General features: G+C 70.7%; 13 protein-coding genes. 9 read left to right on the top strand and 4 right to left on the bottom strand.

Features of this window, described 5'->3' with window-relative positions; genetic code table 11:
• Positions 1–33 precede the first annotated feature (33 nt).
• The 4 genes from ACIP2X_RS32190 (at position 34) to groL (ending at position 4,064) form a co-directional block, all read left to right on the top strand.
• Complete coding sequence (locus tag ACIP2X_RS32190; protein WP_401679865.1) at positions 34–951, top strand: polysaccharide deacetylase family protein; 918 nt, start codon at positions 34–36, stop codon at positions 949–951.
• On the top strand, positions 951–1,745 hold the full coding sequence (locus ACIP2X_RS32195) for a polysaccharide deacetylase family protein (RefSeq protein WP_401680235.1): 795 nt from the start codon (positions 951–953) through the stop codon (positions 1,743–1,745). The genes ACIP2X_RS32190 and ACIP2X_RS32195 overlap by 1 nt, the downstream gene beginning before the upstream one ends.
• A gap of 268 nt (positions 1,746–2,013) precedes the next feature.
• The gene (gene groES, locus ACIP2X_RS32200; protein ID WP_053135717.1) at positions 2,014–2,322 is read left to right on the top strand and encodes a co-chaperone GroES; all 309 of its coding nucleotides are present in this window, start codon (positions 2,014–2,016) and stop codon (positions 2,320–2,322) included.
• Positions 2,323–2,438: 116 nt separating this feature from the next.
• On the top strand, positions 2,439–4,064 hold the full coding sequence (groL, locus tag ACIP2X_RS32205; protein WP_401679869.1) for a chaperonin GroEL: 1,626 nt from the start codon (positions 2,439–2,441) through the stop codon (positions 4,062–4,064).
• A 68-nt stretch (positions 4,065–4,132) separates the two neighbouring features.
• Here groL and ACIP2X_RS32210 read toward each other — a convergent pair whose 3' ends face one another.
• From ACIP2X_RS32210 to ACIP2X_RS32220, 3 genes are all read right to left on the bottom strand, one after another.
• Positions 4,133–4,840 (bottom strand): ester cyclase, encoded by a 708-nt coding sequence (locus ACIP2X_RS32210; protein ID WP_401679872.1) that lies wholly within the window; start codon positions 4,838–4,840, stop codon positions 4,133–4,135.
• A gap of 63 nt (positions 4,841–4,903) precedes the next feature.
• Entirely contained in the window at positions 4,904–5,677 is a 774-nt protein-coding gene (locus ACIP2X_RS32215) for an SDR family NAD(P)-dependent oxidoreductase (RefSeq protein ID WP_401679875.1), read from the bottom strand.
• Between the two features lie 82 nt (positions 5,678–5,759).
• Positions 5,760–6,428, bottom strand: coding sequence for an MOSC domain-containing protein (locus ACIP2X_RS32220; RefSeq protein ID WP_401679877.1), 669 nt, complete (start codon positions 6,426–6,428; stop codon positions 5,760–5,762).
• A gap of 80 nt (positions 6,429–6,508) precedes the next feature.
• Between ACIP2X_RS32220 and ACIP2X_RS32225 the strand changes: the two genes are divergently transcribed.
• Positions 6,509–7,405 carry a LysR family transcriptional regulator gene (locus ACIP2X_RS32225; protein WP_401679880.1) on the top strand — a complete coding sequence of 299 codons (897 nt, stop codon included), beginning with the start codon at positions 6,509–6,511 and terminating at the stop codon, positions 7,403–7,405.
• A gap of 59 nt (positions 7,406–7,464) precedes the next feature.
• Here the strand turns inward: ACIP2X_RS32225 and ACIP2X_RS32230 are convergent, their stop codons facing one another.
• Positions 7,465–7,791 carry a WhiB family transcriptional regulator gene (locus ACIP2X_RS32230; RefSeq protein WP_401679883.1) on the bottom strand — a complete coding sequence of 109 codons (327 nt, stop codon included), beginning with the start codon at positions 7,789–7,791 and terminating at the stop codon, positions 7,465–7,467.
• Between the two features lie 381 nt (positions 7,792–8,172).
• Here ACIP2X_RS32230 and ACIP2X_RS32235 point away from each other — a divergent pair, with 381 nt between their 5' ends.
• The 4 genes from ACIP2X_RS32235 to ACIP2X_RS32250 all read left to right on the top strand — a co-directional run bounded on the left by ACIP2X_RS32235 (position 8,173) and on the right by ACIP2X_RS32250 (position 12,950).
• Positions 8,173–8,784 carry a response regulator transcription factor gene (locus tag ACIP2X_RS32235; protein ID WP_003948568.1) on the top strand — a complete coding sequence of 204 codons (612 nt, stop codon included), beginning with the start codon at positions 8,173–8,175 and terminating at the stop codon, positions 8,782–8,784.
• A 690-nt stretch (positions 8,785–9,474) separates the two neighbouring features.
• Positions 9,475–10,062 (top strand): sigma-70 family RNA polymerase sigma factor, encoded by a 588-nt coding sequence (locus ACIP2X_RS32240; protein WP_401679886.1) that lies wholly within the window; start codon positions 9,475–9,477, stop codon positions 10,060–10,062.
• Positions 10,063–10,206: 144 nt separating this feature from the next.
• Positions 10,207–11,709, top strand: a complete 1,503-nt coding sequence (gene guaB / locus ACIP2X_RS32245) for an IMP dehydrogenase (RefSeq protein WP_401679889.1) — start codon at positions 10,207–10,209, stop codon at positions 11,707–11,709.
• 116 nt (positions 11,710–11,825) lie between these two features.
• Positions 11,826–12,950 (top strand): GuaB3 family IMP dehydrogenase-related protein, encoded by a 1,125-nt coding sequence (locus ACIP2X_RS32250; protein ID WP_401679892.1) that lies wholly within the window; start codon positions 11,826–11,828, stop codon positions 12,948–12,950.
• Positions 12,951–13,012 lie beyond the last annotated feature (62 nt).

The following is a 13,012-nucleotide window of genomic DNA, read 5'->3' on the forward strand; positions in this document are numbered from 1 at the left end:
GTTCGGGGGTGTGGCCTGGGAGGATCCGGCCCCATGGAACTAGTAGTACAAAATGACAAAAAAGGTCCGAATGGCCGCCGGAGAGCCACGACGGTCATGGCGGGGGTCGCCGTGCTGGCCGCCGCCGCCGTGGCCTCGGGCTGCACCAGGAGCACCGAGGCGCCCCCGCCCCTCAAGGCGCCCCCGGCCCGGGCCCTCGACGGATACGCCGCCAAGCTCCGCGCCGAGCAGGCCGCCAGGGTCGCCGCCGCCAAGCGCTGGGGCCTGAAGGAGACCCCGCTGCGGGCGCCGGCACCGCCCGGGCGGAAGCCGGAGATCACCACCCGCGAGGGCTTCGAGGTGGACGGGCACGAGGAGCAGGGGCTTCCGCCGGTCTTCACGACCGTCCCCACCAAGGAGAAGGTCGTCTTCCTCACCATCGACGACGGCGCCGAGAAGGACCCGGCGTTCCTGCGGATGATGAGCGAGCTGAAGATCCCGTACACCGCGTTCCTCAGCGACTACCTGGTCAGCGAGGACTACGACTACTTCCGGCGGATGCAGGACAGGGGGGTGACCCTGAACAACCACACCCTGACCCACCCCTACCTGCCCGGACTGTCCTACGACGAGCAGAAGCACGAGATCTGCGGCATGCAGGACGTCATCGAGGAGCGCTACGGCAAGCGCCCGCTCCTGTTCCGCCCGCCCTACGGCAACTACAACTCCGACACCCTGCACGCCGCCAAGGACTGCGGTGTCACCCACGTACCGCTGTGGAACGAGGAGGTCTTCGTCGACCGCTGGGACTACCGCGAATGGGACCGGGACATCCACCCCGGCGACATCGTCCTCAGCCACTTCCGGGGCACCGACGACTGGGCGGGCGAGATGCCCGACATGATCCGCGTCTTCCTCGACAAGATCACGGCGAAGGGCTACGCGGTGGGCCGCCTGGAGGACTACCTGTGATTCGGCGCGGGTGGACGGCCGGGGCCGCGGTACTGCTGGCCCTGCTCGCCGGCTGCGCCCTGCCCGACGGCCCGCGCGGGCGGTCCGTGGAGGCGGGGGCGGCACCCGGCTCGGCGGCCTCGGGGCTGCCGCCCCACCTGCGCTGGGGGCTGTCCGCGCCGTTCTCCCCGCCGCCCTCGCCCGTGCGGCACCTGGCCCGGCCCGCGGACGGTCTCGCCCCCGTGCTGGACCGCATCCCGACCACCCACAAGGTCGTCTTCCTCACCTTCGACGACGGCGCCGAGAAGGACCCCCGCTTCGTCGACATGGTCCGTGAACTGCGCCTGCCCGTCAGCATGTTCCTCACCGACAGTGTCGTCGGCCCCGGCTACGGCCACTTCGCGCGGCTCCGCTCGGTCGGCGCGAGCGTGCAGAACCACACCCTCGACCACGCCGCCCTGCGCGGGGTGCCGTACGCCGGCCAGCGCGCCGAGATCTGCGGCCAGCAGCAGAAGCTCCGGGCCCGCTTCGGTCTCCGCCCGCATCTGTTCCGCCCGCCCTACGGCACGTACGACACGACGACCCGCAAGGCGGCCGTGGACTGCGGCATCAAGGCGATCGTCCTGTGGCGCGCCACGATGGACGCGGCCGACCTCACCTTCACCGAGGGCCCCGCCCGGCTGCGCCCCGGCGACATCGTCTCGGTCCCCTCGACCGAGACCCCCGAACCCAAGCTCCGCGAACGCACGACCCGCCTGCTGCGCCGGGTCCAGGAGGCGGGGCTGACGGTGGGGCGGCTGGAGGACTATCTGTGACACCGGCGCTCCCGGGGACGCGCCGCTGAATCCGTGACGGACGCGCCGGTGAAGGGGCCTGACGGGGCGCCGCGGGGCCGACGCGCCGCGACCGATTGGCACTCCGCTTGACCGAGTGCTAATCGCAGTCATAGTCTCGGCTCTGGCACTCCCCACTGGAGAGTGCCAACACAGCGACGGGCAGGTCCGGCACCCGCGACGACGGATCCACCTGGTCGCCACCTCAGACAGTTAACCCCGTGAGATCTCCGAAGGGGGAGGTCGGATCGTGACGACCACCAGCTCCAAGGTTGCCATCAAGCCGCTCGAGGACCGCATCGTGGTCCAGCCGCTCGACGCCGAGCAGACCACCGCCTCTGGCCTGGTCATTCCGGACACCGCCAAGGAGAAGCCCCAGGAGGGCGTCGTCCTGGCCGTGGGCCCGGGCCGCTTCGAGGACGGCAACCGCCTTCCGCTCGACGTTTCCGTCGGCGACGTCGTCCTGTACAGCAAGTACGGCGGCACCGAGGTGAAGTACAACGGCGAGGAGTACCTCGTCCTCTCGGCTCGCGACGTCCTCGCGATCATCGAGAAGTAGTTCACCCACAGCACACCGTTTTGAGCTGCGCCCCTGGCCCCCGCGACCGTTAACGAAGCCGGGCGTCCGGGGCGCAGTTCGTTTACCGCAGACTTTCCGAGAGGGCTCCCGCTGCCATGGCGAAGATCCTGAAGTTCGACGAGGACGCCCGTCGCGCCCTCGAGCGCGGCGTCAACAAGCTCGCCGACACGGTGAAGGTGACGATCGGCCCCAAGGGCCGCAACGTCGTCATCGACAAGAAGTTCGGCGCTCCCACCATCACCAACGACGGCGTCACCATCGCCCGTGAGGTCGAGGTCGAGGACCCCTACGAGAACCTCGGCGCCCAGCTGGTGAAGGAGGTGGCGACCAAGACCAACGACATCGCGGGTGACGGTACGACCACCGCGACCGTCCTGGCGCAGGCGCTGGTCCGCGAGGGCCTGCGGAACGTCGCCGCCGGCGCCTCCCCGGCCGCCCTGAAGAAGGGCATCGACGCCGCGGTCAGGGCCGTCTCCGACGACCTGCTGGCCTCCGCCCGCCCGATCGACGAGAAGTCCGACATCGCGGCCGTCGCCGCGCTGTCCGCCCAGGACCAGCAGGTCGGCGAGCTGATCGCCGAGGCGATGGACAAGGTCGGCAAGGACGGTGTCATCACCGTCGAGGAGTCCAACACCTTCGGTCTGGAGCTGGACTTCACCGAGGGCATGGCCTTCGACAAGGGCTACCTGTCGCCGTACTTCGTGACGGACCAGGAGCGCATGGAGGCCGTCCTCGACGACCCGTACATCCTCATCCACCAGGGCAAGATCGCCGCGATCGCGGACCTCCTGCCGCTGCTGGAGAAGATCATCCAGAGCAACGCCTCGAAGCCGCTGCTGATCATCGCCGAGGACGTCGAGGGCGAGGCCCTCTCCACCCTCGTCGTGAACAAGATCCGCGGCACCTTCAACGCCACCGCCGTGAAGGCCCCCGGCTTCGGCGACCGCCGCAAGGCGATGCTCCAGGACATGGCGACCCTCACCGGCGCCACGGTCATCTCCGAGGAGGTCGGCCTCAAGCTCGACCAGGTCGGTCTGGACATCCTCGGCAGCGCCCGCCGCGTCACCGTCACCAAGGACGACACCACGATCGTCGACGGTGCCGGCAACAAGGCGGACGTCGAGGGCCGGATCGCGCAGATCAAGGCCGAGATCGAGGCCACGGACTCCGACTGGGACCGCGAGAAGCTCCAGGAGCGCCTCGCGAAGCTGGCCGGCGGCGTGTGCGTGATCAAGGTCGGCGCCGCCACCGAGGTGGAGCTGAAGGAGAAGAAGCACCGTCTGGAGGACGCCATCTCCGCGACCCGCGCCGCGGTCGAGGAGGGCATCGTCTCCGGTGGTGGCTCCGCGCTCGTCCACGCCGTGAAGGTGCTGGACGACAACCTCGGCAAGGAGGGTGACGAGGCCACCGGTGTCGCCGTCGTCCGCCGCGCCGCCGTCGAGCCGCTGCGCTGGATCGCCGAGAATGCCGGCCTGGAGGGCTACGTCATCGTCTCCAAGGTGGCCGAGCTGGAGAAGGGCAGCGGCTACAACGCCGCCACCGGCGAGTACGGCGACCTGATCAAGTCCGGTGTCATCGACCCGGTCAAGGTCACCCGCTCCGCCCTGGAGAACGCCGCCTCCATCGCCTCCCTGCTGCTCACGACCGAGACCCTGGTCGTCGAGAAGAAGGAAGAGGAGCCGGAGGCCGCGGCCGGCCACGGTCACGGCCACGCGCACTGACCTCAGCCGTACCAGGTGAGGCCCGGCACCCGAGGGGTGCCGGGCCTCCCTGTTTCCCCTCGCGGGCTCTAGCGCTCCATCTCCTCGAAGACGCCCAGCTGTTCCATCAGCCCCAGGCGGTCGTACTCCCACCAGCCCTCGGCGAGCTTTCCGTCCCCGCCGCACCGGAAGACCGTGGTCCCCGTCATCGTGACGTCCTTGCCGGTGGCCGCGATGCCCAGGAACTCGCCCTTGTGCCTGGCCCTCCAGAACCACCGGGCGCACACCCGGTCGCCTTCCGCGATCAGGTCCTCGATGCTGAAGGCGAAGTCGAACCCGTCCCGCCAGACCCGCATCTCGCGCCGGACGTGGTCCATGCCGACCGTGTCCTGCGCGGTCGCCGGATCATGACTGCGATAGTGCTCCGCCATCACCTCGTCGAGCGGCGGCAGCTCACCGGGCGTCCCCGCCAGGTCGAAGAACCGCCGCACGACGGAGCTTGAGACCTGCTCGTCCCGGACCACGTCCAGATCGGTGAACGTCGGCTTCCCGTCGCACAGCGCGACCATCTCCTGGAAGATCCGGTCCGTCTCCGGGAGCGTCGAGTTCCGCACCGCCTCCTCGTACGAGGGGAACTCCACGATCTCGATGAAGTGCGACGCGTCGCCCCGGTCCTTGCCGATCAGGCTGTGTGTCGCGGTCCGCTTGCCCTTGGTCTGCTCGACCCAGGCGTCCATCAGCCGATCCAGCTCCTGGAACCGGGTGGTCTTGCAGTCGATGACCTGCACGAATGTCATGGCGCCGCCTCCCGTCCCCCCTGGGTCCCGGTCCACGGCTCCATTCTCCCACCAGGGCGCCGGCTACTGCGGGCCGTACTTCCGTCCGGCCCGCGAGCTGACGCCGCCGAGCAGTGCGCGCGGCGCCACCTTCACCATGCCCATCAGGGCCTTGTAGCGGGGGTCCGGGATCGAGACGGTCCTGCCCCGGGCCAGGTCCGCGAGGGCCGCCGCCACCAGCTTGTCGGCGTCGAGCCACATCCAGGACGGGATGCTGTCCGTGCCCATGCCGGCCCGCTGGTGGAACTCGGTACGGACGAAGCCGGGGCACAGCGCCATCAGCCGGACGCCGGTGCCCGCCAGGTCACGGGCCACGCCCTGGGTGAACTGGACGACCCAGGCCTTGGAGGCCCCGTAGGTGCCGCGCGGGACGAAGGCGGCGACCGAGGCGACGTTCACGACCCCTCCCCGCCCGCGCTCGCGCATGGCCTCGGTCGCCGCCGACGTCAGCCGCAGGACGGCCTCGCAGTGCACCTTGAGCATCTTGAGCTCGTCGGCCATGGAGACGTCGAGGTAGCGGCCCTTGTTGCCGAAACCGGCGTTGTTGATCAGGAGATCGACGGGGTTCCTGCGATCGGCGAGACGGCCGGCGACCGCCTCGATGCCGGCGTCGGTCGCCAGGTCCGCGGTGAGGACCTCCGCCTCGATGCCGTGCCGGTCGTGCAGTTCGGTCGCCTGCTCGCCAAGGCGCTTGGTGTCGCGGGCCACCAGGACGAGGTTGTGCCCGTCCGCCGCCAGCCGCCGCGCGAACGCGGCACCGATTCCCGCGGTCGATCCCGTAATCAGAGCCGTTGTCATGGGCCAAGGGTAGTGACCCGGACCGCCCGCCGACGGTGGCCGACGGTGAAGTTTTCGCGCATGACACCCTTGTGACCTGCGGTCAGGCGTCCTGGGGGGCCGCGTACCCGCTCGCCATGTCCCGCCACTCCGGGTGCAGGGCGGAGCCCGCCGCGAGGAGCCGCGGCAGCAGCGTCCGCTCCGTCGTCCCCGCGCGGAACGTGAGCGCGACGGACACCTCGTGGTCCGGCCGGTGCACGATCTCGACCGGGTCGCCCGCACGGATCTCGCCGGGCTCCAGCACCCGCAGATACGCCCCCGGAGCCGCCCGTCGGGTGAACCGCTTCACCCAGCCCCGTTCCTCCAGATGGCTCTGGAAGGTCCGGCAGGGGATCCGCGGCGAGGTGATCTCCAGCAGCACCTCGCGGCCGATCCGCCAGCGCTCGCCGATCAGCGCCGCGGAGACGTCGAGGCCCGCTGTCGTGAGGTTCTCGCCGAAGCAGCCGTTGGCCAGCGGGCGCCCCAGCTCGCGCTCCCACGCGTCGAGGTCCTCGCGCGCCATCGCGTACACGGCCTGGTCGTCACCGCCGTGATGGCGGGTGTGGCACACCGCGTCCCCGGCCAGCCCGCTGCCCCCGACACCTTTGGGGCCGGGCGCCGCCACGTGGACGGGCACATCCACCGGGCGCTTGTCGATCCCGGTCAGGCCCTGGGGATGGTCCGTGTAGGTGACGGCCTGCGCGCGGCCCAGGTTCACAGACAGAAGCCTCATGGCCGCACCGTAGGCGACCAGGAGCCAAAGTGTCGACGCATTATTCGGCGTCGTACCCAAGCTTCGCTTATGCTTGAGGAGTGATCGAGGCTCGTCATCTGCGCGTCCTGCGCGCCGTCGCCGCCACCGGCTCCTTCTCCGCCGCGGGGCGCGAGCTGGGCTGCACCCAGCCCGCGGTCAGCCAGCAGATGAAGGCGCTGGAGACCTCCGTCGGCACGCCCCTCCTGGTGCGCACCGGACGGGAGATGCGGCTGACGCAGGCCGGCGAGGCCCTCGTGCGGCACGCCTCGGGCATCCTCGCCGGGCTCACCGCGGCCGAGGAGGAGGTCGCGGCCATCGCCGGGCTGCGCGCGGGGCGGGTGCGGCTGGTGTCGTTCCCCAGCGGCAGTTCCACGCTCGTGCCGACCGCGCTCGCCGCGCTGCGCGCCGCGCACCCGGGCACCCGGGTCTCCCTGGAGGAGGCCGAGCCGCCCCAGTCCGTCGACAAGCTGCGGGCCGGCGACTGCGATGTCGCGCTCGCGTTCCGCTACGAGGGTGCGGCGGGCGCCGAGGAGTGGGACGACCTGGTCGTACGGCCGCTGCTGAGCGACCGTCTGGTGGCACTGGTGCCGGAGCGGCACCGGCTCGCCCGCTCGCGTTCGGTGGCCATCGGGGAACTGGTCGACGAGCCGTGGATCGCGGGCTGTCCGCGCTGTCGCGGCCAGTTGATCGAGGTGTGCGCGGGGGCCGGGTTCACACCGCGCATCGACTTCGCCACCGACGACTATCCGGCGGTGGTCGGCCTAGTGGGCGCGGGGCTGGGGGTGGCGGTGCTGCCACAACTGGCGATCGAGTCCGTGCGACCCCGGGGAGCTCGGGCGATGGCGCTGGAACCGGCGGTGCGGCGGGAGATCGTCGCGCTGACGCTGCCCGATCTGGCGCAGGTGCCGGCGGTGCGGGCGACGCTGGATGAACTGGCGCGGGCGGCGACCCGCTAGCCGCGCGCGTCGGAAGTCAGAGACACGTTCAGGCGTGCTCCATCTGGAGAAACGTTCCTTCAGGTGTTCGAAGCGGTGCTGCCGCCCGTCGACGCCGGCACCAGCCGGTGGCGGGCCCTGCCCATGAGCTCCTCGCGCTCGTCCTCGGTCAGTCCGCCCCACACTCCGTACGGTTCGCGCACCGCCAGGGCGTGCGCTGCGCACTGGGCGCGGACCGGACACCTCATGCAGACCTCTTTGGCCGAGTTCTCGCGAGCGCTCCGCGCCGCCCCGCGTTCGCCCTCCGGGTGGAAGAAGAGCGAACTGTCGACCCCGCGACAGGCAGCCAGGAGCTGCCAGTCCCACAGGTCCGCGTTCGGTCCGGGAAGGCGGGAGAAATCTGCCATTGTGTGACCCCTTGTAGCCGTTCTGAGCGGATACGGTGCCCACGACCGTACATCTACGATCTAAGGAGATGAAAATATGACTCATTGCGAATCTAGCCTCAGACACCAGCAGATGGGAAGAAATGGGTCTAAATGGGGCATGGGTTGTGATGAAAGGCTGCGGGTCCCTTGTGCATGTCTGCGCCGTGTCCGCGCCCTCACGTAGAGTGCCGAAGAGGGCACACAGCCCCGTAACTCTTTCGAGTGACCGTCGTTGAGAGTGCGGAGGCGGTTGAAAACACAAGCGCTCGGGCAGGCGTCCGAGACGGTCGACCGCACAGGTGACGATTTCGTACCAGCCTGGAGGCTCAAGGTGACGCGCATCAGCTGCGGAGGGCGGCCATGACTTCCGTCCTCGTCTGCGACGACTCCCCGCTTGCCCGAGAGGCGCTCCGCCGCGCGGTCGCGACCGTGCCCGGTGTCGAGCGCGTGACGACGGCGGCCAACGGCGAGGAAGTCCTCCGCCGCTGGGGTGCCGACCGCTCGGACCTGATTCTGATGGACGTACGCATGCCCGGACTGGGCGGCGTCGAGACGGTGCGGCGGCTGCTGTCCGCCGACCCCGGTGCGCGCATCATCATGCTCACCGTCGCCGAGGACCTCGACGGCGTGGCCCTCGCGGTCGCCGCCGGCGCCCGGGGTTACCTGCACAAGGACGCCTCACGGGCGGAGCTGCGCGCCACGGTCACGCAGGCCCTGGCCGACCCGACCTGGCGGCTCGCCCCCCGGCGGCTGCGGTCCGCCGAGATGGGCGCGGCGCCCACGCTCACCGCGCGTGAGATCCAGGTGCTGGAGGGCATGAGCCACGGCCGCTCCAACGCCGAGATCGGTCGCGAGCTGTTCCTCTCCGAGGACACGGTCAAGACCCACGCCCGCCGTCTGTTCAAGAAGCTCGGTGCCTCGGACCGGGCGCACGCGGTGGCGCTGGGCTTCCGCTGGGGTCTGGTGCGCTGACGCGTGTCCCGGTGGGCGGGGGCGCGACGAGCCCCCGCTCGGGCGGGGGAGGAGGCGACACGATGGGGGTACCTCCCCGCCGGTCCGGGAACGACGGCCCGCCGCACGGCGACGCCGCGCGTACGCCGGCGGCCGGTGACCTGGATGCCGGCTGCTCCGGTGCGCCGGGGTCCGGTGGGCCGCCCGTCCGGCGCCTGGATGCGGCCGTGTTTTCCGGTCCGTGCGACGGGCGTGAGGGCGCCGCGTCTTCTGGTCCCGGTGCCGCGGGCTCGGGTGCGGCGGCTGAGACGACGGTCCGTGGGATCCGTACCAGGTGCTCGGAGGGGGCAGGTGTCCCCGAGGAGACCTCGTCCGCTGCGGATTTCGTCGTGTGTCCGGTGACGTCCCGGCGTTCGGGTGGGCGCATGGCCCGTGGCGCCGTCGTACGTGGTCACAGGGGTCGTGCCCATGGGTCGGTCCGGCGCCGGTCACGCACCGACGGCAGTCGTGGCGGGGCGGCCCGCAGGGCGGGCGCTGCTTGTTTCGGCGCGGATGCCGCATCCTTGAGGTGTGGAGTTCCTCGGGGACGAGTCGGTCGAGCGGAAGGGGAGGGCGCAGGGGATGACTTCCGGCGCACCTACTCATAACGCTTCGGTGCACAACAACGGAGGCAGTGCCGCGGGCCGCCCGGCCGCAAGGCACCATGGACCGATGCGTGAAGACGAGGCGGCCACGGCCCCAGGGGGCATCGGTGCGCTCGTCCACCGCGCGGTCGACGGGGACGAGCAGGCCACGCACGACCTGCTCGCCCATGTACACCCCCTGGCGCTGCGCTACTGCCGCACCCGGCTGTCCCGCCTCCCGGGGGACGCGCGCCACTTCGTGGAGGACCTGGCCCAGGAGGTCTGCGTCGCCGTCCTGCTCGCGCTGCCGCGCTACCGGGACACCGGACGCCCCTTCGAGGCCTTCGTCTTCGCCATCGCCGCGCACAAGGTCGCCGATCTCCAGCGGGCGGCCATGCGGCACCCCGGCTCGACGGCGGTCCCGTCCGACGAGATGCCCGAGCGGCCGGACGACTCGCTCGGTCCCGAGGAACGGGCGCTGCTCAGCAGCGACGCCGAGTGGGCCAAGAAACTGCTGGCCAACCTGCCGGAGAACCAGCGCGAGCTGCTGCTGCTGCGCATCGCCGTGGGCCTCACGGCGGAGGAGACCGGTCAGATGTTGGGAATGTCACCAGGCGCGGTCCGGGTGGCCCAGCACCGCGCGCTGAGCAGGCTGCGGGCGCTCGCCGAGCAGTAGCCGGGCCCGGCGGATGAACACGCGCGAGCGGCCTTCCGTACGAACATACGAAGCCCTCGGCCGTCCTGCATCGTGGAATTTGCTGGCCGCGCTTCCCGTTAGCATGGACATCCGCACCGAGCAAGGCCATTTGGGGAAGGTGTCATGACTGCGAACGTCGACGGAGTGCCCGGAAAATTCGCGACCCTCGGGCTGACCTACGACGACGTGCTGCTGCTGCCGGGCGCGTCCGAGGTGCTGCCCAACGCGGTCGACACCTCGTCCCGGATCTCCCGCAATGTGCGGGTCAACATCCCGCTCCTGTCCGCCGCCATGGACAAGGTCACCGAGTCGCGCATGGCGATCGCGATGGCCCGTCTGGGCGGCGTCGGTGTACTGCACCGCAACCTGTCCGTCGAGGACCAGGTCAACCAGGTCGACCTGGTGAAGCGCTCCGAGTCGGGAATGGTCACCGACCCGATCACAGTGCACCCGGAGGCCACGCTCGGGGAGGCGGACGCGCTGTGCGCCAAGTTCCGCATCAGCGGTGTCCCCGTCACCGACCCGGCCGGCCGGCTGCTGGGCATCGTCACCAACCGCGACATGGCCTTCGAGAGTGACCGCAGCCGTCAGGTGCGCGAGGTCATGACGCCGATGCCGCTGGTCACCGGCAAGGTCGGCATCTCCGGGCAGGACGCCATGGAGCTGCTGCGCCGCCACAAGATCGAGAAGCTGCCGCTCGTCGACGACGAGGGCGTGCTCAAGGGTCTGATCACGGTCAAGGACTTCGTCAAGGCGGAGAAGTACCCGAACGCCGCCAAGGACGCCGAGGGCCGGCTGCTCGTCGGTGCCGCGGTCGGCGCCAGCCCCGAGGCGCTGGAGCGCGCCCAGGCGCTCGCCGCCGCCGGCGTGGACTTCCTGGTCGTCGACACCTCCCACGGCCACAGCAGCAACGCCCTGAGCTGGATGTCGAAGATCAAGTCGAGCGTGGACGTCGACGTGATCGGCGGCAACGTCGCCACCCGCGACGGCGCGCAGGCCCTGATCGACGCCGGTGTCGACGGCATCAAGGTGGGTGTGGGCCCCGGCTCGATCTGCACCACGCGCGTGGTGGCGGGCATCGGCGTACCGCAGGTCACCGCCATCTACGAGGCCTCGCTCGCGGCCCGTGCGGCGGGCATCCCGCTGATCGGCGACGGCGGCCTGCAGTACTCCGGCGACATCGGCAAGGCGCTCGCCGCCGGTGCCGACACCGTGATGCTCGGCAGCCTCCTCGCGGGGTGCGAGGAGTCGCCCGGCGAGCTGCTGTTCATCAACGGCAAGCAGTTCAAGTCGTACCGCGGCATGGGCTCGCTCGGCGCCATGCAGTCCCGCGGCCAGGCCAAGTCGTACTCAAAGGACCGCTACTTCCAGGCGGAGGTCGCCTCCGACGACAAGCTCGTCCCCGAGGGCGTCGAGGGCCAGGTGCCTTACCGCGGCCCGCTGGCCAACGTCCTGCACCAGCTCGTCGGCGGCCTGCGCCAGACCATGGGCTACGTGGGCGCCGCCACCATCGAGGAGATGGAGTCCAAGGGCCGCTTCGTGCGGATCACCTCCGCGGGCCTCAAGGAGAGTCACCCGCACGACATCCAGATGACGGTCGAGGCGCCGAACTACAGCCGCACGTGACACGCACGCGCGCGTGAGGCGTTTCCAGGGCGGCTCCGGAGCATCCGGGGCCGCCCTTGTCGTACCCGTCGGGGATACTGGAAGGCGCTGAAACGCATCAGGGAAAGGCCACACACGTGACTGAGATCGAGATCGGGCGCGGCAAGCGCGGCCGCCGGGCGTATGCCTTCGACGACATCGCCGTCGTCCCCAGCCGCCGTACGCGGGACCCGAAGGAGGTCTCGATCGCCTGGCAGATCGACGCCTACCGCTTCGAGCTGCCCTTCCTGGCCGCTCCCATGGACTCCGTCGTCTCGCCGGCCACGGCCATCCGCATCGGCGAGCTCGGCGGCCTGGGCGTGCTGAACCTCGAAGGCCTGTGGACGCGGTACGAGGACCCGCAGCCGCTGCTCGACGAGATCACCGAGCTGGACGCCGACAGCGCGACCCGCCGCCTCCAGGAGATCTACGCCGCGCCGATCAAGGAGGAGCTGATCGGGCAGCGCCTCAAGGAGGTGCGCGACTCGGGCGTGGTCACCGCGGCCGCGCTCTCCCCGCAGCGCACGGCGCAGTTCTCCAAGGCCGTCGTGGACGCCGGCGTGGACATCTTCGTCATCCGCGGTACGACGGTGTCGGCGGAGCACGTCTCCGGCTCGCACGAGCCGCTGAACCTGAAGCAGTTCATCTACGAGCTGGACGTCCCGGTGATCGTCGGTGGCTGCGCGACGTACACCGCGGCCCTGCACCTGATGCGCACCGGCGCGGCGGGCGTGTTGGTCGGCTTCGGCGGCGGCGCCGCGCACACCACGCGCAACGTCCTGGGCATCCAGGTCCCCATGGCGACGGCGGTCGCCGACGTGGCGGCGGCCCGGCGGGACTACATGGACGAGTCCGGCGGCCGCTACGTGCACGTGATCGCGGACGGCGGTGTCGGCTGGTCCGGCGACCTGCCCAAGGCGATCGCCTGCGGTGCCGACTCGGTGATGATGGGCTCCCCGCTGGCCCGCGCGACCGACGGTCCCGGCAAGGGCCACCACTGGGGCATGGAGGCCGTGAACGAGGAGCTGCCGCGCGGCAAGAAGGTCGACCTCGGCACGGTCGGCACCCTGGAGGAGATCCTCACCGGCCCGTCGCACACCCCGGACGGCTCGATGAACCTCTTCGGCGCCCTGCGCCGCGCCATGGCCACCACCGGCTACAGCGAGCTCAAGGAGTTCCAGCGCGTCGAGGTGACGGTGGCGGACTCGCAGCACCGCCGCTAGGGCACGTCGTGAAAGGGCCCGGCCACCGTTCGGTGGACGGGCCCTTCGCTCTGCCGGATCGA

The sequence above is a fragment of the Streptomyces sp. NPDC089424 genome, from assembly GCF_044749345.1.
Lineage (GTDB): Bacteria > Actinomycetota > Actinomycetes > Streptomycetales > Streptomycetaceae > Streptomyces.